Source organism: Chryseobacterium sp. Marseille-Q3244 (assembly GCF_940807095.1).
Lineage (GTDB): Bacteria > Bacteroidota > Bacteroidia > Flavobacteriales > Weeksellaceae > Chryseobacterium.
The window spans coordinates 270,012-288,052 of record NZ_CALNWX010000003.1 but is presented as its reverse complement, the minus strand read 5'-3'; the positions used below and the strand labels follow the sequence as shown (position 1 = coordinate 288,052).

Sequence of the window (18,041 nt, the reverse complement as noted above, 5' to 3'; positions counted from 1 at the left end):
ATAAACATATTGATAAAAACCATACCTCACAATAACGAAGGTTGTAATGGTTGATATTAGAATATAAAAAGTACAGTCTGTTAAAAATTAAGACCTTAATATTCTTTGGGGTAGAATTATTTAAAGGAAGGCGAAGAAACTATTCAGTGTCCCTATCACCCAATGATTCTTTCAGTTTTAAAAGTTCGGCTTTTACAAATTCGAGACGGTCAATGATAGTAATGGTTTCTGAAATCTTACTGTTGGTAGTTAAAGCAACACGGGCTCCATCAAGCGTGTATCCCTTCTCTTTTACCAAATGATAGATCATCTGTAGGTTTTTGATATCCTCAGGAGTGAAGTAACGATTTCCTTTTCTATTCTTTTTAGGTTTGATGATAGGAAATTCCTGTTCCCAATATCGTATTAATGAAGTATTTACATCGAATGCCTTAGCGACTTCTCCTATAGAATAATACAGTTTATCAGGTAAGTTTATTTTCATTTTACAGCTCCTAAACTTCAAAGATAAAAATTTTTTAAAGTTTCATCCAAATATATCTTGCAAAGTCCTGTGATAACCTGGTTTTTAATTGAAATAAAATATATTTTCATGATGTTGTGAAAAAATAAAAAACAAATGTTTTTTTTTATAACTTAGTGAAACACATTAAAATATGACGATTATGAAATATTATTTATTCATTTTTGCACTGGTAATTCCTTTCTTTGGGTCTTCACAGTGGACAAGAACCGAACTTCGGGCTCAAAAAGTTAAAAAATCACAGGAAAAGCTTGAATTTGCAGGACTTTATTCTCTGGATACCAATCAGCTTAAACAGCTTTTAAAAAATGTACCGGTCCGTTTTTCAAGTCAAAAAGGAACTATTATTTCTCTTCCTACAGCCCAGGGGAGATTGGAAAAATTCCAGGTTTGGGAGTTTTCCAATATGGCTCCTGAATTACAGGCAAAATATCCAGATATTAAATCTTATGTAGGTACCGCATTGGAAGATCCAAGTGTCTATTTAAGATTTAGTCTATCTCCTGTAGGATTTTCTTCTATGATTACCCGTTCCGGAATATCAGAGTTTATAGAACCTTATACTGAAGACAGAACAATTTATGCTGTTTTTGATTCCAATGGAAGAAGAGGACAGGAAAAAGAACCTTTCGAATGTTCCACAGTAGAGGAGGTGGAGAAGAACGCTACCGAAAAAAAAAACGATGCTGTAAATAAAAAAGCAGTTGGTTTTAATATTTTCAGATTGGCATTATCCTGTACGGGAGAATATGCACAGTATCATTTAACGGCAGCCGGAACCCCTGCAACAGCTACAGATGTACAGAAGAAAGCTGTAATTCTGGCCGCAATGAATGCTAGTCTTACCCGTCTTAACAGTGTTTTTGAAAAAGATCTTTCTTTTCATTTTAATCTGATTGCGAATAATGAAACTATCATTTTCTTAGATCCTGCATCTGATCCTTATACCAATGGTGGCCCTAGCGAAGCCCATGCCCAGATATCAGCAAGAATCCCTACTGAAGATTATGATATGGGACATCTGATTGATAAGAAAGGCGGTAACGGATCTGCCTTCGTAGGAGTTATTTGTGGGAGTAGCTCAAAAGGAGGAGGATGGACTGCTCACAATTTTCCGGAAGGAGATAAATTTGATATAGACTATGTCGCTCATGAAATGGGGCATCAGCTGGGAGCCGGACATTCTTATACCTACAGATCTTCGCAGGCAGATCAAAAAGTAGAACCTGGAAGCGGAAGTACCATAATGGCATATACCGGAATTACTACGGCTTCTGATGTTCAGTTTAATTCTAACGATTATTATCATACCAATAGTATCACCCAGATCAGAACTAAATTAAACAGCTTAAGCTGTGGGACCAATACCCCTTTTATAGATCCTGCTCCTACTATTAATGCCGGACTCGATTATACAATTCCTAAATCAACAGCATTTGTTTTAAAAGCATCTACTAACGATGTTAATACTATTTCTTATACCTATAACTGGGAGCAAACAGATCAGGCCGCAGCGGCTCAAATTGGAGCGGGAGATATTTCCTCAGCTTACCCTGCAAAGCCAACAGGCCCTACTTTCAGATCTTTCCCTCCGGTAAACTCATTAGTAAGATATTTTCCGGATTTCAATAAAGTATTGGCAGGTGTTTTATCAACCCGTTGGGAAAGTGTATCAAGTGTAGCTAGGAATCTTAATTTTGCAGCTACTGTAAGAAATAATAATCCATTACAGCCACAAGTTTCAAAAGATGGAATGGTAATAACCGTGGATGCTGTATCAGGGCCTTTTCAGGTAACAGCTCCGGTGTTTGGTCAGTCATTGAGCTCCGGTGCAACTGTGAATATTACCTGGAATGTTGCCGGTACAAATGCAGCGCCGGTGAATACAGCAAATGTAAATATCAAATTATCTAAAGATGGTGGAAAGACATTTAGCATTATTGCCGCTAATACCCCTAATGATGGTAATGAACAAATAACGATTCCTGTTGGTTCTACTTCGTCCAATGCTTATATTTTGATTGAAGCAGTGGATAACATCTATTATGCAGTGAGCCCTAGTTTTGTGATTGATTATAATGTGACAGGTGAAATTTGTAATACTTACACTTATAGCGGAGGTCCCGTAGCCATTACAGACGGTCCAGGCGGTAGCGGTATATCAGCTCCAAGAATAACAATTCCTTTAATGGTTAATAATACGGGAACCATTACCAAAATAAAAGTGACTCCAGCGGTTACCCATCCAAGTGTAAGCCAATTGGCGATTGGTATTGAAAGTCCGGTAGGATCATCAGCTCTTTTCTGGAACAGACAGTGTTCGGGACAATCGGGTATTACAGCTTCATTTAGTGATACAGGAGCTGCAGTTACCTGTACTTCTCCAGTTCAGGGAGAGACCAAATCAAATGAATCTTTGGGTATATTTAAAGGACATTCTGCACAAGGAGAATGGAAGCTTTTTGCAACAGATAATAACGCAGGAAATGCTGGAACTATTACCGGATGGTCGCTTGAAGTATGTACTCAGGAAACCCAGAATCAGAGCCTTGCAACCAGAGAGGTATCTTCTCTGTTAGCTGATGATATTAAAGTGTATCCTAACCCAAGTGACGGTAATTTCTTTATCAAATCTCAGAATATAAAAGGGGAAGTGAAAGTCACTTTATTTGATTCAAGTGGAAGATTGATTTATTCATCAGTCTATCAGAGTGAAGGAAATAATACCAAAGAACTGAATGTTAATGTACCGAAAGGAGTATATGTAATCAGTATCAGTTCTTCGAAAGGAGTATACAACAGCAAATTGGTTATAAAATAATAATCATTACATTGTATAAAAAGGATCGGCAATAGTCGGTCCTTTTTTATGTCGTAATTTGTAGCTTGGTTTTATTTATAGTATTTTTATCCCCCATTTATTAATCCTTTTCTTATAAAATATAGGATGAATTCAATTTCTGTTCTTCATATTGATCTTTTTCAGGGTAAGAATCCTTCTGATTTTTATTTTAATACGATGAAAAACCATTTGATTGTAGGGCATCAGCATATAGAAAAACCTCATAGACATGACTTTTATGCTGCTGTGCTTTTTACACAGGGAAATGGAATTCATGAGATAGATTTTCAGCGGTATGAGGTTTCAGAAGGAAGCCTTTTTTTTCTATCACCAGGACAAATTCACAGCTGGGAACTTTCGGAAGATATAGAAGGATATATTTTCTTTTGTTCTCAGGAATTTTATGAAATGCATTATGTGAATCAGAAACTGAGAAATTTTCCTTTTTTCGGATCAGTTTCTTTTCCTAGAAAATTGCAGTTGGATGCTATAGAACTGTCAAAGAAAATTCACTTATTTAAGGAACTGGAAAAAGAACAGCAGTCTAACCATCTGATGAAAAATGGACTTATCCTGTCATTAATGTCGCAGATTTTTATCAATTCAACCCGTTTGTTTTCAAAAGACTTTGATACGCTGACTTCTTCTGCCGGCCTTTCTTATTTTAAGCATTATCAGGATTTTGAAAGCCTTATAGAGCAGTATTTTACGGAACATAAATCCATTGCTTATTATGCGTCTTTACTAGGGATTTCATCAAAGCACCTGAATAGGACTGTACAGGCTGTCGTACAGAAAACAGCTACAGAAGTTATTACCGAAAGGGTAGTGCTTGAAGCCAAAAGAATGTTGATGTACCTCGATGAAAACCTTGTTGATATTGCTTTCAGACTCGGCTATGAAGAATATTCTTACTTTGTAAGAGTCTTCCGGAAAAGTTCCGGAATGACCCCTACTCAGTTTATGAGGAAATATAAGGCCTAATTTGGTTGGAAGTTCAGGGCTCAAGGTTTAAAATTTATAGTGATGGTTATCAGTGAATGGTTTTATAATACCTGTTCAAACCTAAAAACCCCGAACTTCACCTCTCTCTATTATAACGCAAGCTTAAATGGTCCCTCAAAAGTAGTTTCAAATGAATCTACCAGTTTTCCTTCTTCATCAAAAACCCCAATGACCATATTTTGTTTAGAGAATTTGATTTTGTCTTCAGGGAAGGATATGTTGATATTTCCTTTTAAGATCTGGTCACCCTTCAAAATGATTTTTTCAGATCCGAAATAAGTGATTTCAGCATCCTCAGGACTGACTACTTTAATGGTTAGAATCTTTTTCTCATTTGATTTATTCAGAAGTGTATAAATGAAAGTATTGGTGATTTTACCTTCTTTAATAAAGAACGTAGAGCCCGCTGGTTTAATAAACTTTGCTTCCATAGATCCACGATCATACATTAAAAAGCCAAGAAATCCGATCAATAGGGCTAAAATAACAGTGGTAGCCTTCATTCTTGACGTAAATTTGAATTTCTCACGATTTTCAATTTCAGATTCAGTAGCATAACGGATCAATCCTTTAGGCAAGCCCACTTTATCCATTACTTCATCGCAGGCATCAATACATGCCGTACAGTTGACACATTCCAATTGCTGCCCGTGTCTAATGTCAATTCCCGTAGGACAGACTACAACGCATTGATTACAATCTATACAATCTCCTTTACCAGCCGCTTTTCTATCTTCATTATTTCTCCATTTTGAACGGCCTTCCCCTCTTTTAAAATCGTAATATACGTTGATGGTCTGTTTATCAATTAAAACTCCCTGAAGTCTTCCGTAAGGACAAACCAGAGTACATACCTGCTCACGAAGCCATGCAAAAACAAAGTAAAAAGTCATCGTGAAAAAAATCATTGTGATAAACTTTAAAGGATGTTCTGCCGGCCCTTCAATCATAATCTGAAAGACCTGTTCGTAACCTACGATATACATGAACATAAAAGTAGAAATGACCATTGAAATCAGAATAAATACAGACCATTTCGTAACTCTTTTTCTGATCTTTTCAGCATCCCATTCCTGTCTGTCGAGCTTCATTTGTTTGTTCCGGTCTCCTTCAATCCAGTATTCTATTTTACGGAATACCATTTCCATAAATAAGGTTTGCGGACAAAGCCAGCCACAGAATATTCTTCCGAAAACTACAGTAAATAACATGACGAAGATCACAGAGGTAACCGCTCCCAGGGCAAGAATGAAAAAGTCCTGAAGATAAAATGGCTGCCCAATAATAAAGAACTTTCTGTCAATAACATTAAATAGAAAAAAAGGATTGTTATTGATCTTCACAAAAGGCAATCCAAAGAAAAGGGTAAGTAAAGCATAGCTTGTATAGTTCCTGTAATTGGTGTATTTTCCTTTTGGTTTTCGGGGAAAGATCCATTTTCTTTTTCCGGTTTCATCCATTGTTCCTACCGAATTTCTAAAATCTTCATTTTCAATTTCCAGGGATTTGATGTTGTTGGACTCTGCGCTCATTATCGTATGCTATAAAAGTATTTTGGTAATATTTTTCATCCGGAACAATACCTGTTTTCAAACTGAATTTCTATAGATAAAACGGTATTGATTCCTCTACTGCAAAGCTCTGAATTATATCCTTTAACTACTAATATGATCTACTTCAAAAATAGGACAATTGGGACATTATATGTTTTGAAATACAATGTATCAAAATGAGAAAATATTTTTGAAACTGATAAAGTATGTTGTAAATTGCAGGTCTAAAAATGAAGTATGAAGAATATCAGTAAAATAGGTCTGATTGGTTTGGTTTTCGCATTGGTAAACTGTCAATCAGTAAATAGTAGTAAAATGTTTTATGAAGGTTCAAAACCACAAATGGTTTCTGACAAGTTTAGCTTTACAGAAGGCCCATCAACCGATAAAGAAGGGAATGTGTATTTTACCGATCAGCCTAACGATAAGATCTATTACTGGGACTGGAAAAGCAATCAGATTATAGAATTTTTGGGCAAAACAGGAAGGGCAAACGGAACTCATTTTGATAAAGACGGCTTCCTGATTACCTGTTCAGATGATAACGGAGAGATGTGGAAGATCTCAAAAGATAAAAAAGTAGAAATTTTATTCAAAGATTTTGAAGGGAAAAGATTAAATGGTCCTAATGATGTATGGAATGACGTTTTTGGAGGAATGTATTTTACCGATCCGTTATATGAAAGAGATTATTGGATAGGTTTTAAGCAGGAACTGTCTAATAAAAGCCTTTATTATAGAAATAAAAATGGAAAGATTAATAAATTAGACACTTTCACGCAGCCTAACGGAATTGTAGGAAGTGAGACTTTAAAGAAATTATACCTTTCTGATATTGATGCCGGAAAAACCTATGTTTATGACATTCTAGGAGAAGGAAAACTATCTGAAAAAAGATTGTTTTGTGAAATGGGTTCAGATGGGATGACACTGGATAAACACGGAAATCTTTATTTAACCGGTGATGGAGTACATGTTTTTAACCGTGAAGGAAAAAAGATATATCACATTTCTATTCCTGAAAAATGGACGTCCAATGTAACATTCGGGGGAGAAAATAACGATGTTTTATTCATTACTGCTTCAAAATCGGTGTATACTTTTCCGATGAGAGTGAGAGGAATAAAATAAACGGTAAGATCATTTTAAAATATTTCTATGTGCTTATGTGGTGAATTTTTACCACATAAACACATAGGTTTTTAAGAAGTCGTTAAGCTTAATAAGCAACCTCCATCTTCACTTTTTTCCCTTTCAGTTTTTCATTCTGAAGTTTTCTTAAAAGAGCATTCACTTTATTTCTCGAAACGGCAACATAAGACGTAGTATCTTTTACTTCAATAACACCAACATCCTCTTTTTGTAGTTCCCCTTTTTTAAGCAAATAGCCTACAATATCCACTTTATTCACCTTGTCTTTTTTTCCGGCGCTGATGTAAATCGTCTGGAAAGGTGTTTTTTGCGGAACTTTAGTAAATCCGGCAACGCTTTCTTCAGGGGTATCGTTTTTGATGAACGGGAAATTTTCCTCTTCCGTCATGATAAGGTAGACAAAACCTTTGGCATTCATCCTCGCAGTACGTCCGTTTCTGTGGATGAAAGCATCTTCTTTTGGAGGCAATTGATAGTGTACAATAGATTCTACCTCAGGAATATCAAGTCCACGAGCTGCCAGATCAGTTGTGATAAGAATTCTTGCTGAATCATTTCTGAATTTCAGTAAGGCACGTTCTCTTTCATCCTGTTCCATTCCTCCATGGAAGGTTTCTCTGTCGATTCCCATCTGATGAAGAAGCTCAGAAATACGGTCTACTGCATCACGGTGGTTACAGAAGATCAACGTTCTTTTATTCCCTATTTTACAAACCAAATTGAAAAGTGTATCTAGTTTTTCTTCTGAGATAGTCATTACTTTTCTCAGTTGAATATCCGGTTTTACTTCATTTTCTTTAAGGAAGCTGATGATTTTTTCATCTTTTAATCCTGTAAATGCAGGAATTTCATCCATTGCTGTTGCAGAGGTTAAAACTCTTTGAGAAAGGCCTTTTAAAGAATTACAAATAAACTCCATATCATCATGAAAGCCTAGTTCCAAAGCTTTGTCAAATTCATCCAGAACTAATGTTTTGATGGTTTTTGGATCAAAATTATTATTCCTTACGTGATAGGTAATTCTTCCCGGAGTTCCGATTAAAACAGCCGGAGCTTCAATTAAATTATTGACTTCAATCTTTTTATCATGTCCACCATAGCAAACAGAAACCTTAAAATCCGTTCCCATCGACTTGAAAACCTGTTCAATCTGTAACGCCAATTCTCTGGCAGGAACTAATATTAATGCCTGAACACCCTGCACATCCTTTTTCAGATTTCTGAGAACAGGAAATAAAAAAGCAAGGGTTTTTCCTGATCCGGTAGGAGAGAGCAGAACAATATCCGTATTGTTTTCAGATGCTTTATAAGTAGATTTCTGCATCTGATTCATATCCTGAATCTGCAGCTTTTGATAAATTGATTGTAGTTCCATGGGTGCAAAGGTAGTGAATTTACGCGGGTGATGAGCAGGAAGGTTGGGGAGTTCTAGAATGGGTGAAAGAACAGAGAAAATGATCTGTTCATTGTTGGTTGTACTGTATGATGATTATTCTATACCCCTCTATCCGGGGTCCACTTTATTTACTATCGTTCATTCGTTTAAGCATTTCTTTTCCGCGGACTAAAGTTACAGGATAGGTGTGTTCGGGATTTTGTATTGCTTTTTCATAAAACTCTTTGGCTGAATTATTATTTCCCTGTGCCAGATTAGTAAAGCCAACGATTTCGTACATGAAATTCCGGAGTTTAAGATCTGTAGTTTCTTTTGAAGATAAATATTTTAAAAGCTTTTCTGCTGAGGCAAGTTTTGGGTCTTTGTATTTCTGGATATCATATCCATCAGGTTTACTGAACCAATAATCCCATGAACTGCCATAATGATGTTCGTTCCATGAATATTTAATAAGCTGTAGTGCTACTTCCAATAATGCAGAATTTATTTTTTCATTTTTTGGAGATAGTTTCTCGCTTTCCATAATGTAATGATCAATGGTTATATCTATACCTTTCTCTTTCATTTCCTGAAAAATAGATTCTTTAAGATATAGAGAATGATTTTTTGAAAAGCTTTCATAAGCAAATGTCGGAGAAAAATGATCTGCCAGATTTTCTATCCTGTATCCTTTTTTCAACTCAGCTTTCAAGTCAATTTTATATACCATATTGTAATCATGGAAAAGATAGACATAGATTACTCCGTTTTTCAAATCGCAGATTGTAGAATATAATGTGTTCAATTCTCCTTCCTGATGGGTTTTATCCAGAATACTTTTCAGGAAATTAATATTATTTTCATTAGATCCGGAAAGCATTTCATTGGCAATTTCTGGTCTTCTGCATGCTAATTTTCCATTGATCATATTACAATTTGAATTGATCTGGAAGTCTCCTTTTTTTTCGATAATCCCCTTAGGGTTAATCAAGATGGAATTTCCTTCTTTATCGGCTAATAAGACCTGGGACTGAGAGATGTAGTCATATTTTTTTAAAATGACCATTGCCTCCTTTACATTTTTACATTTTCCCAGAACCTCCCACATAATATCACTTTTATAAGGATTTGTCAGGTTAAGTTTGCTTAAATCATAGTTTGCTGCTGCATAATCAAAAAATAATCCATGTTCATTCATTGCGGCTGCAATCTGCATATCCGGTGCACCAAAACAAATGGAAGCATAACGGTCTTTAGTTGCCGGGTTGTACCATATTCTTGTAAAGGGTGTTGTATCGTCTTCATTAGCTGCTGCAAATACTTCGCCTCCTCTGGAACAAGATAATATAGTACATGCTTTTAGTGTATGTATGCGCCCTGACAGACTGATTAAAATTAAAAGGAAATACTTTTGCATTACATAGTTTTTATAGGTTTCCTTGTTTTGATTGATAAAAAAATATTTTGTTAAAAGATTTTTTGGAAATTTTACATTTGGTTAAAAAATAAATCATTCCAGATTAGGATGTAATCAACAGAAAAACGCTTTTAAAAACAGAAAATAAGATATTCAAGATCCTAGTGGCAATATGTTTTGCATGATGATCTCAATTTTTGGTTTTTTATTCTTTTCATAAAAATAAATAGACCTTGACAATCAGTTGTTTAGCGGAAGGTTTGGTAAAAGAAAATCTCTTGTTTATCTCAAATAAAATTTTTATCTTTGCACCCACTTTTTGTGTGAAAGGTTTGAAAAGGTAAAATATTAAAAATTAATTACTTCCGTATTTTTTAGATCCACATTTATTCGAACCATTAAAAAAGAAGGAATACAAATTTTATTAGAAAATGTCAAAAGAGACAAATTCAGCAGAGGTTTTATTAAACCAAAACGTAGCACCAGAACAATTTGATTGGGATTCTTTCGAATCAGGTCTTGATGCAGATGCGAGAAAAGAAAAAAGCGATTTAGAAGAAATCTACAACGGATCTCTTAACAGCCTAAACGATAATGACGTTTTAGTTGGTAGAGTTGTAAGATTAACTGACAAAGAAGCTATCGTAGACATCAACTTCAAATCTGAAGGTGTTATTTCTCTTAACGAATTCCGTTACAACCAAGGCCTAAGTGTAGGTGATGAGGTAGAAGTAATGGTTGACAAAAGAGAAGACAAAACTGGTCAATTACAATTATCTCACAGAAAAGCTAGAACGCTTAAAGCTTGGGATAAAGTAAACGAACTTCACGAAACTGGAGAAATCGTTAACGGTTTTGTTAAATCAAGAACTAAAGGTGGTATGATCGTTGACGTTCACGGAATCGAAGCATTCTTACCAGGTTCTCAAATTGACGTTAAGCCAATTAAAGATTACGATCAGTTCGTAGGAAAAACTATGGAGTTCAAAGTTGTGAAAATCAACCCTGAGTTCAAAAACGTAGTTGTATCTCACAAAGCATTGATCGAAGCAGATATCGAAGGTCAGAAAAAAGAAATCATCGCTCAACTTGAAAAAGGTCAGGTTCTTGAAGGTACTGTTAAGAATATCACTTCTTACGGTGTATTCATTGACTTAGGTGGTGTAGATGGATTGATCCACATTACAGACCTTTCTTGGTCTAGAGTGAACCACCCATCTGAAATCCTTGAGGACGGACAAACTGTAAAAGTTGTAATCCTTGATTTCGATGATGAGAAAACAAGAATCCAATTAGGTATGAAGCAATTAGAAGCTCATCCTTGGGATGCTCTTTCTGCTGACATGAAAGTTGGAGACAAAGTAAAAGGAAAAGTAGTAGTTCTTGCTGACTATGGTGCATTCGTAGAAATCGCTCCAGGTGTTGAAGGATTAATCCACGTTTCTGAAATGTCTTGGTCTACTCACTTAAGATCTGCTGGTGACTTTGTGAAAGTAGGTGATGAAGTAGAAGCTGAAGTATTAACTTTAGATAGAGAAGAAAGAAAAATTTCTCTTGGTATCAAGCAATTATCTAAAGATCCATGGGAGAACATCGAAGCTAAGTATCCGGTAGGATCTCAGCATGTAGGAACTGTAAGAAACTTCACTAACTTTGGTGTATTCGTAGAGTTAGAAGAAGGTATCGACGGATTAATCTACATCTCTGATCTTTCTTGGACTAAGAAAATCAAGCACCCATCTGAGTTCTGTGCAGTAGGTGATAAATTAGATGTTGTAGTTCTTGAATTAGATATCCAAGCTAGAAGATTATCTCTAGGTCACAAGCAATTGACTGAAAACCCATGGGATAAATTCGAAACTAAATATGCTGAAGGAACTATCCACGCTGGTAAAGCTGTAGAAGTTCACGATAAAGGAGCTTCTGTACAATTCGAAGATGCTGAGGTTGAGGCATTCTGCCCTTCAAGATTATTAGAGAAAGAAGATGGATCTAAAATCAAAAAAGGTGAAGATGCTCAATTCAAAGTAATTGAATTCAACAAAGAATTCAAGAGAGTTGTAGTTTCTCACACAGGGATCTTCAGAGACGAAGAAAAGAAAAACGTTAAAGAATCTTCTTCTAGAAACGTATCTTCTTCTTCAAACAACGAAGAAAGATCTACTCTTGGAGACATCGATGCATTAGCAGAGTTGAAAAGAAAAATGGAAGAAGGTAAATAATCTTTGAACCATTTATAAATAAGGAGCCGCTCATTTGAGCGGCTTTTTTTGTTTTTATTTTCAGGAGCTATTTCCTGTTATCCACTCATACTCCCCGCGCCAGCCATTCCAACGCTCAGGTCCTCAAGCTTTGTTACTATCGGGGCTAGGAAAAGGCTGGGGAATGGGTGTTTGTTGGTAAAATAACAGACCATAATGAGTAAACCTAACAGGTTTCAAAAACCTGTTAGGTTTGTTGTTTTATGTATTTGCTTTAATTTTATTTATATTTTTCTGTTTTTAAGTTAATAGTGTTTAAGTATTTCATGTATTAAAGAAAAAATATTATTTTCATCGAAATAAATTTAAAACTTTTAACTATGAGAAAAACATTCTTATTTTTCCTGATGACGTTCCTGATGTCGTGGAGTACTCTTAATGCGCAGCAGGGGATTGACTATATCATCATGGTAGATAATGGTGGTTCTATATCTACTAAGCCAGATTATGCCATACTGAAACGTGGTGTCGTTAAGTTGATAGAGCAGCTTTTATTTTGTAATATTCATAATAGAGTGGCTGTAGTGCAGTATGGAACCGGAGTACTAGACAATGATACGGGTGTTTATAAGCCTTTAATTTATATTGAATCTGAGTTTACCAACGATTTTTTTACTGCTCAGAATTTTGAACGCCGTTTGGATTTTGGAGATTATTTGCAACAATCCGTAGCGCTGGTTAAGGATGCTCTCAGCGGAGTCTCTAATCCTGATATTATAAGTCCTCAAAAAACATTGGGTTTCACTCAGGAAATGAGGTTTGTTATATTTACTGATGCAGAAAGGGCGTCATCTGGCTTGAGTTCTTATCTTGTGGATCCTACTTATGCTTCCAATATTGCTTCCTATGAGGCATTTGGTCCTGTAATGGATTTTAAAACTAATAATTGGGCAGGAGGCGCAACAGTAAGATTCACTGTAATTCATGCGAATAAAAACAATAATGCTATTATGGCTGCTGCATCTATAGCCAGTCCTTTTGGAGATTATTCGGGCTCGCTTGAAGCGGTTGCCGGAGATCCAGGTTATGGGCTTAAAAGATCATATTTTAATAAAGATAACGGATTTGATGTAAAGGCTGGTGAAGTTAATTACTGGAAGGATATTGCGGAGAGTATATGTTTTAATAGCTCTAATACTTCTAAAGGGATTGTAGATTTTCTTTATGAACCGGGAAGTTGTATATATAAGCCTGGTGTTATTGAAGGAGATTATCATCTTCCGGCTGGTGCTACCTTGCAAGAACTTAAAGTAGAACTCATTAATTTAGTGACGGGTGAGGTATATCCAGTGTTATCTAATCCTGTACTTGGGCCGGGAAATACTTTTACTTTTAATTTTGTTCCCTATTCCAGTTTTGCTCCTGCATTAACTATGGGTTCGACGGGATGGCATAAGTTTAGAGTGGCAATGACCTCTAGTGCTTCTGCTTCTCCTGTGTATAGGTGGAACAGGTATCCATTTTTTGACTTTGATATTGATCTGGATCAGAACTGTCCGCAATTCAGAGCTTCTGAACCTCAGGTAATGGAGAAAGTTTTTCAACTGACATCTAATCCTACCTCCGGATTATTTAAAGTAGTGCTGAATAAAGAATTTAAGAAGGGGACATTGGAAGTCAGAGATTTGATTGGAAATACATTGTATAATAAAATTTTACGTGGTGAAAAAGAAATAGATGTGGATTTAAGCTCACGAAAAGAAGGAGTTTATATCGTCAATATAACAACAGATAAAAACGAAATGTATTCAGAAAAGATCATTAAGAAATAAGTGAAGGTTAAACTGTCCATCTGGGCAGTTTTTTTATGCTGATAAATGTTGATATTAGATAGAGATGTTTTAGGAAAATATTAAAATAAAATTAAAATTTTCAAAAAAATACTATGTATAAAGTCTGTGTTTTTATGTTTTTTTTCTCTGATATGTGAGAATATTATAATAGAAATCATTGTTATATATTCTGTTTTAGGGAATAATATAGAATTGGATTCTCCTTATTGAGATATATTTTATTTTAAAGTAATTTTAATTTTTTCATCTATTATTTATTATTGTTAATTATGATTTAATGTAATTGAATTTTGATTACGAAATATTTGTAGATTAGTAGCTTTAATAATGGATATGAAAAATAAAACTCTACCTATTTTGTTTGCGGTTTTCTCTGTTTTTCCTGCTTTTATGTTCGGACAAGATAATGAAAGATTGCTTAAGGATTATATTTCTCAAAATAAAACGAGAGAATATAAAAAATCTGATTTAAATAATATTATTATTGATAATGTAGATCCGTCAAAGTCTTTGAATGGAAATGTCGTAAAATTTTTACAAACCTATAATGGACTTCCAATATATAGTTCTGTGGGAACTGCACTTATTCGGGATAATAAGATTGTTTATTATACGGATAATTTTGTAAAAGATTATAAGGAGTCTGCGTCAGGTAGTGCTTCTGTTACTGCAAAAGATGCTTTACAGAAAATTGCCGACCATTTAGGAAAGGATGAGGTGAAATCTTACTATATTCTTGGATATTCAGACACAGATCCTGAAAAGGGACATGCGGCAAAGCAGAGATTAGTATATGCTGAAGATAAAGGGAGTTTGAAATTGGCTTATCAATTCTCATTTCAGGATCCAAAATCCCCAAGTTACTGGGATATTCTTATAAACGCGAAAACCGGGGAAATTATTAGTGAATCTGATCTCAATCTTTCCTGTAATTTCAGACACGATGCCTTTTCACATGATGAATCAACACTTGCGCACAATGGTTTTATAGGGCCTGTGCAGATGAGTGCTCAGTCGGCTTTATTGGCGCCGGATATGGCAACCTATAATGTGTTTTCATTGCCTATAGAATCTGCAACATTTGGTTCCAGGTCAATAGTGACAAATCCATGGCTGCTTACTGCTTCTCCGGAAGGATGGCATTCTGATGGAACAAATCATTATACATATACACGAGGAAATAATGTGTTTGCCTACGATGATAAGGCTAATACTAATGCTCCCGGTACTTATGCAGATGGAGGGGCAAGTAGAAATTTTGATTTTCCATTCAATATTAATGGTACTCCGGCCAACAATTTAAATGCTGCTATTACCAATTTATTTTATATTAATAACAAGGTACATGACATCTTTTACAAGTTTGGATTTACCGAAACCTCAAAGAATTTTCAACAAAATAATTTTGGATTGGGAGGTTTAGGAAATGACTATGTAAATGCTGAAGCGCAAGATGGTGGAGGTACAGACAATGCGAACTTTGCAAGCCCTGCAGATGGTAGTAAACCAAGAATGCAAATGTATTTATGGAGCGCAATAAACCAAAAATTCTATTATAATGCACCAAGTGTGGCTGTTCCAAGAGCTCCTTTAGTGGGAACGGCGGATTTTGGTAGTCCTTTGAATGCTAATGGGGTTACAGGTAGTGTAATGTTATCTGCAGTTTCTGACGGATGTACAGCTTTACCTGCAGGATCGCTTACGGAGAAAATTGGACTGGTGGAAAGAGGGACGTGCTCATTTGTGGTTAAAACTAAAAATCTTCAGGATGCGGGAGCTATCGCTACTATTATTTATAATAACGATGCTAATGGTAATTCATTGAGTAATATGACTGGAGTTGATGCAACGGTTACTATTCCTACTGTGCTGATTGCAAAATCTGAAGGTGATTATATTAAAGGCTTACTTGCTGCAAATACACCAGTAAATGTGACTTTAAAAAATGATCCTGCTACCAGCATGACTCCGGATGGAAGCTTTGATAATGGTATTATTACTCATGAGTATGGACATGGTATTTCTAACAGGCTGACCGGAACAGGATCGAACTGTTTAAATGCGAGTGTTAGTATGGAACAGATGGGAGAAGGTTGGTCTGATTTCTTTGCTCTTATGGTAACGAACAAACCAGGAGATAATGCTTCTGTGGCCAGAGGTATGGGTACTTACGTAATAGGACAGCCTACAACAGGTTTAGGAATCAGACCTGCTAAATATTCTCCTGATTTTACAATCAATAGCTACACTTATGGAAACACAAATGGAATGGTATATACCAATGCAAGTGGTGGTTTGTCTCTTGATGTTCACTCTATAGGGTTTGTATGGGCAACTATGTTATGGGATCTTCATTGGAAATATGTTGAAAAATACGGATACTCTTCTGATGTATTGTCTGGTACGCCTAATGGAAGTACTAAAGTATTGCAACTGGTTACGGATGCTTTGAAGCTGCAGGGTTGTAATCCAAGTTTTGTTGATGGAAGAAATGCTATTTTAGCTGCAGAAATGGCAACTACAAACGGACAGGATAAATGTATGATCTGGAAGGTTTTTGCAAAGAGAGGGCTGGGGGTAAATGCTTCGGCAGGTCTTAAAAATAATATCTATGATCAGGTTGAGAGCTTTGACTTACCGTCAGAATGTGCTTCATTATCAACTGATGAGGTGAAGTCAATTAAAGAAAATAAAATTTCTGTTTATCCTAATCCGGCTAGAGATGAGTTCTTTATCAGTTTCCCGGTTAATACCATTGGAAAAGTAAGTGTAGAGATTTATGATATGTCAGGTAAGATGGTTTCTTCAGAAGATAAAATTTCACCTGATGCTAAGAAAGCAATTTCTACAAGCCGTTTGGTAGATGGTACTTATATGGTAAAGGTGAAAGGGTTGGGCTTTGAAGCAACATCAAAAGTGATGGTAAGAAAATAATTTGAAAAGATTATTGAATAATAATAAGTAAAAGAAGCTGTCTCCAAAAGGGACAGCTTCTTTGTTTTATATTGATTTTTCTTGTTAGGATATGCATTAATCTATACTATTCTACAATAATATTCAATGCATTAGATTGTGGGCTTATCCTGTTTTTTGTGCGCAAAACTTCCTCCGGGCCAAGCATTTCCTCTCGGAAAGCTTCTTCATAAGGATAAATTTTATAATCGAACCGGCTTTTGGGTATGCTAAAAGTGCCTTTTTCTTTAGCCGTCATTTTTATATAAAAAATCAGGTTTTTTATATAAGATGTACCCTCTAGTGTGGCCATCTGCTTGCCTGCATCGTTTGCATTCCAGTGATAAGTTGCTACCTTAAAATTGGCGTCTATGTATTTTTTGAAACCCACAATGCCTACTTCATAATCTACATTTCCTGCATCAATCACTTCAAATAAAGCCTCGGGTGCGCCTTTTTTAACCAGATCTGCCGGAGTAAATTTAGAGATCTGAGAGAATTTAGAATATTCATACAGGGAGAGCTTAATCGTGTCATTCACATGGTAACGGCTTTTATCGGTTTCCAATACCAGTCTTACTGCATTATTGTCTACATCTTGTTTTTTCACAACCTCAATGGTTGCTGACTTGCTTTTGTAGGTTTTTCCATTTATTTTTGCTTCTACAACGGGGAGATCTGATTTGCCCAACGCTCCCGCTTCAAAAAAGATATCGTAGAAATAATATTTCCCATCCGATTTCATTTCTTTTTCGATTTTTGAACCATCTAGTTCTGTATCTGTCTTTGAGGAAGCAGAGAGAACTTTGACGCTTCCGTTATCCGGTTTGCTCCTAAAGAACAATTTTAGGGTTACTGATTTGTTCTGTTCTACTTTAGGTTGAAATACCAGCCATATTCTTTCCTCATCCTGAGTCTGTGGTGATCCGCTGCAAGACAGCAGGCTGAATAAGAAAAATAAACGTAAAAATTTAATTGTGATATTCTTCATTTTTTCGGTGATTAAAAAAAATTGTATAATGCTTTGTGATCTTCATTTCGAGATTAAGTGTACCTAAGATATTAAAAGCAAGTGAATAAGGAATCATGAAAACTCAGAAATAAAGAAAAACGTCGACTTCTGTAAAGGTTTTTTTAAGGTAAATATTCCAATTTTAGAGTCTTCTCT

The 18,041-nt window shown here is 35.6% G+C and carries 11 protein-coding genes; 6 read left to right on the top strand and 5 right to left on the bottom strand.

From position 1 onward, the window contains the following. Positions 1-139: 139 nt before the first annotated feature. Positions 140-484 carry a MerR family transcriptional regulator gene (locus NBX25_RS07125; protein WP_123908413.1) on the bottom strand — a complete coding sequence of 115 codons (345 nt, stop codon included), beginning with the start codon at positions 482-484 and terminating at the stop codon, positions 140-142. Between the two features lie 181 nt (positions 485-665). Here NBX25_RS07125 and NBX25_RS07120 point away from each other — a divergent pair, with 181 nt between their 5' ends. Both NBX25_RS07120 and NBX25_RS07115 read left to right on the top strand, forming a co-directional pair. Next, positions 666-3,344: a reprolysin-like metallopeptidase gene (locus tag NBX25_RS07120; protein ID WP_250253284.1), complete on the top strand. Its 2,679-nt coding sequence runs from the start codon at positions 666-668 to the stop codon at positions 3,342-3,344. A 126-nt stretch (positions 3,345-3,470) separates the two neighbouring features. Beyond that, positions 3,471-4,349, top strand: a complete 879-nt coding sequence (locus NBX25_RS07115) for an AraC family transcriptional regulator (protein WP_250253283.1) — start codon at positions 3,471-3,473, stop codon at positions 4,347-4,349. Between the two features lie 110 nt (positions 4,350-4,459). Here NBX25_RS07115 and ccoG read toward each other — a convergent pair whose 3' ends face one another. After that, a complete protein-coding gene (gene ccoG / locus NBX25_RS07110; protein ID WP_250253282.1) occupies positions 4,460-5,902 on the bottom strand; it encodes a cytochrome c oxidase accessory protein CcoG in 1,443 nt (480 codons plus the stop codon). Positions 5,903-6,160: 258 nt separating this feature from the next. On the opposite strand from ccoG, the gene NBX25_RS07105 reads away from it, so the two are divergent. Then, the gene (locus NBX25_RS07105) at positions 6,161-7,054 is read left to right on the top strand and encodes an SMP-30/gluconolactonase/LRE family protein (protein ID WP_250253281.1); all 894 of its coding nucleotides are present in this window, start codon (positions 6,161-6,163) and stop codon (positions 7,052-7,054) included. Positions 7,055-7,142: 88 nt separating this feature from the next. On the opposite strand, the gene NBX25_RS07100 is transcribed toward NBX25_RS07105, so the two are convergent. Both NBX25_RS07100 and NBX25_RS07095 read right to left on the bottom strand, forming a co-directional pair. Next, positions 7,143-8,450, bottom strand: a complete 1,308-nt coding sequence (locus NBX25_RS07100) for a DEAD/DEAH box helicase (RefSeq protein WP_250253280.1) — start codon at positions 8,448-8,450, stop codon at positions 7,143-7,145. 145 nt (positions 8,451-8,595) lie between these two features. Further along, positions 8,596-9,867, bottom strand: coding sequence for a carcinine hydrolase/isopenicillin-N N-acyltransferase family protein (locus tag NBX25_RS07095; RefSeq protein WP_250253279.1), 1,272 nt, complete (start codon positions 9,865-9,867; stop codon positions 8,596-8,598). Positions 9,868-10,298: 431 nt separating this feature from the next. Here NBX25_RS07095 and rpsA point away from each other — a divergent pair, with 431 nt between their 5' ends. From rpsA to NBX25_RS07080, 3 genes are all read left to right on the top strand, one after another. Then, the gene (gene rpsA / locus NBX25_RS07090; protein ID WP_123908405.1) at positions 10,299-12,089 is read left to right on the top strand and encodes a 30S ribosomal protein S1; all 1,791 of its coding nucleotides are present in this window, start codon (positions 10,299-10,301) and stop codon (positions 12,087-12,089) included. A 359-nt stretch (positions 12,090-12,448) separates the two neighbouring features. Further along, a complete protein-coding gene (locus NBX25_RS07085; RefSeq protein WP_250253278.1) occupies positions 12,449-13,900 on the top strand; it encodes a T9SS type A sorting domain-containing protein in 1,452 nt (483 codons plus the stop codon). A gap of 354 nt (positions 13,901-14,254) precedes the next feature. Further along, positions 14,255-16,855 (top strand): T9SS-dependent M36 family metallopeptidase, encoded by a 2,601-nt coding sequence (locus NBX25_RS07080; RefSeq protein ID WP_250253277.1) that lies wholly within the window; start codon positions 14,255-14,257, stop codon positions 16,853-16,855. A 106-nt stretch (positions 16,856-16,961) separates the two neighbouring features. Here NBX25_RS07080 and NBX25_RS07075 read toward each other — a convergent pair whose 3' ends face one another. Continuing rightward, positions 16,962-17,864, bottom strand: a complete 903-nt coding sequence (locus tag NBX25_RS07075; RefSeq protein ID WP_250253276.1) for a BatD family protein — start codon at positions 17,862-17,864, stop codon at positions 16,962-16,964. Positions 17,865-18,041 lie beyond the last annotated feature (177 nt).

Bases quoted from the DNA above. Each gene is read 5' to 3' on its own strand.
- NBX25_RS07080 (WP_250253277.1), top strand. From the start codon at position 14,255: ATGAAAAATAAAACTCTACCTATTTTGTTTGCGGTTTTCTCTGTTTTT.
- NBX25_RS07100 (WP_250253280.1), bottom strand. From the start codon at position 8,450: ATGGAACTACAATCAATTTATCAAAAGCTGCAGATTCAGGATATGAAT.
- NBX25_RS07085 (WP_250253278.1), top strand. From the start codon at position 12,449: ATGAGAAAAACATTCTTATTTTTCCTGATGACGTTCCTGATGTCGTGG.
- NBX25_RS07120 (WP_250253284.1), top strand. From the start codon at position 666: ATGAAATATTATTTATTCATTTTTGCACTGGTAATTCCTTTCTTTGGG.
- NBX25_RS07115 (WP_250253283.1), top strand. From the start codon at position 3,471: ATGAATTCAATTTCTGTTCTTCATATTGATCTTTTTCAGGGTAAGAAT.
- rpsA (WP_123908405.1), top strand. From the start codon at position 10,299: ATGTCAAAAGAGACAAATTCAGCAGAGGTTTTATTAAACCAAAACGTA.
- NBX25_RS07105 (WP_250253281.1), top strand. From the start codon at position 6,161: ATGAAGAATATCAGTAAAATAGGTCTGATTGGTTTGGTTTTCGCATTG.
- ccoG (WP_250253282.1), bottom strand. From the start codon at position 5,902: ATGAGCGCAGAGTCCAACAACATCAAATCCCTGGAAATTGAAAATGAA.
- NBX25_RS07075 (WP_250253276.1), bottom strand. From the start codon at position 17,864: ATGAAGAATATCACAATTAAATTTTTACGTTTATTTTTCTTATTCAGC.
- NBX25_RS07125 (WP_123908413.1), bottom strand. From the start codon at position 484: ATGAAAATAAACTTACCTGATAAACTGTATTATTCTATAGGAGAAGTC.
- NBX25_RS07095 (WP_250253279.1), bottom strand. From the start codon at position 9,867: ATGCAAAAGTATTTCCTTTTAATTTTAATCAGTCTGTCAGGGCGCATA.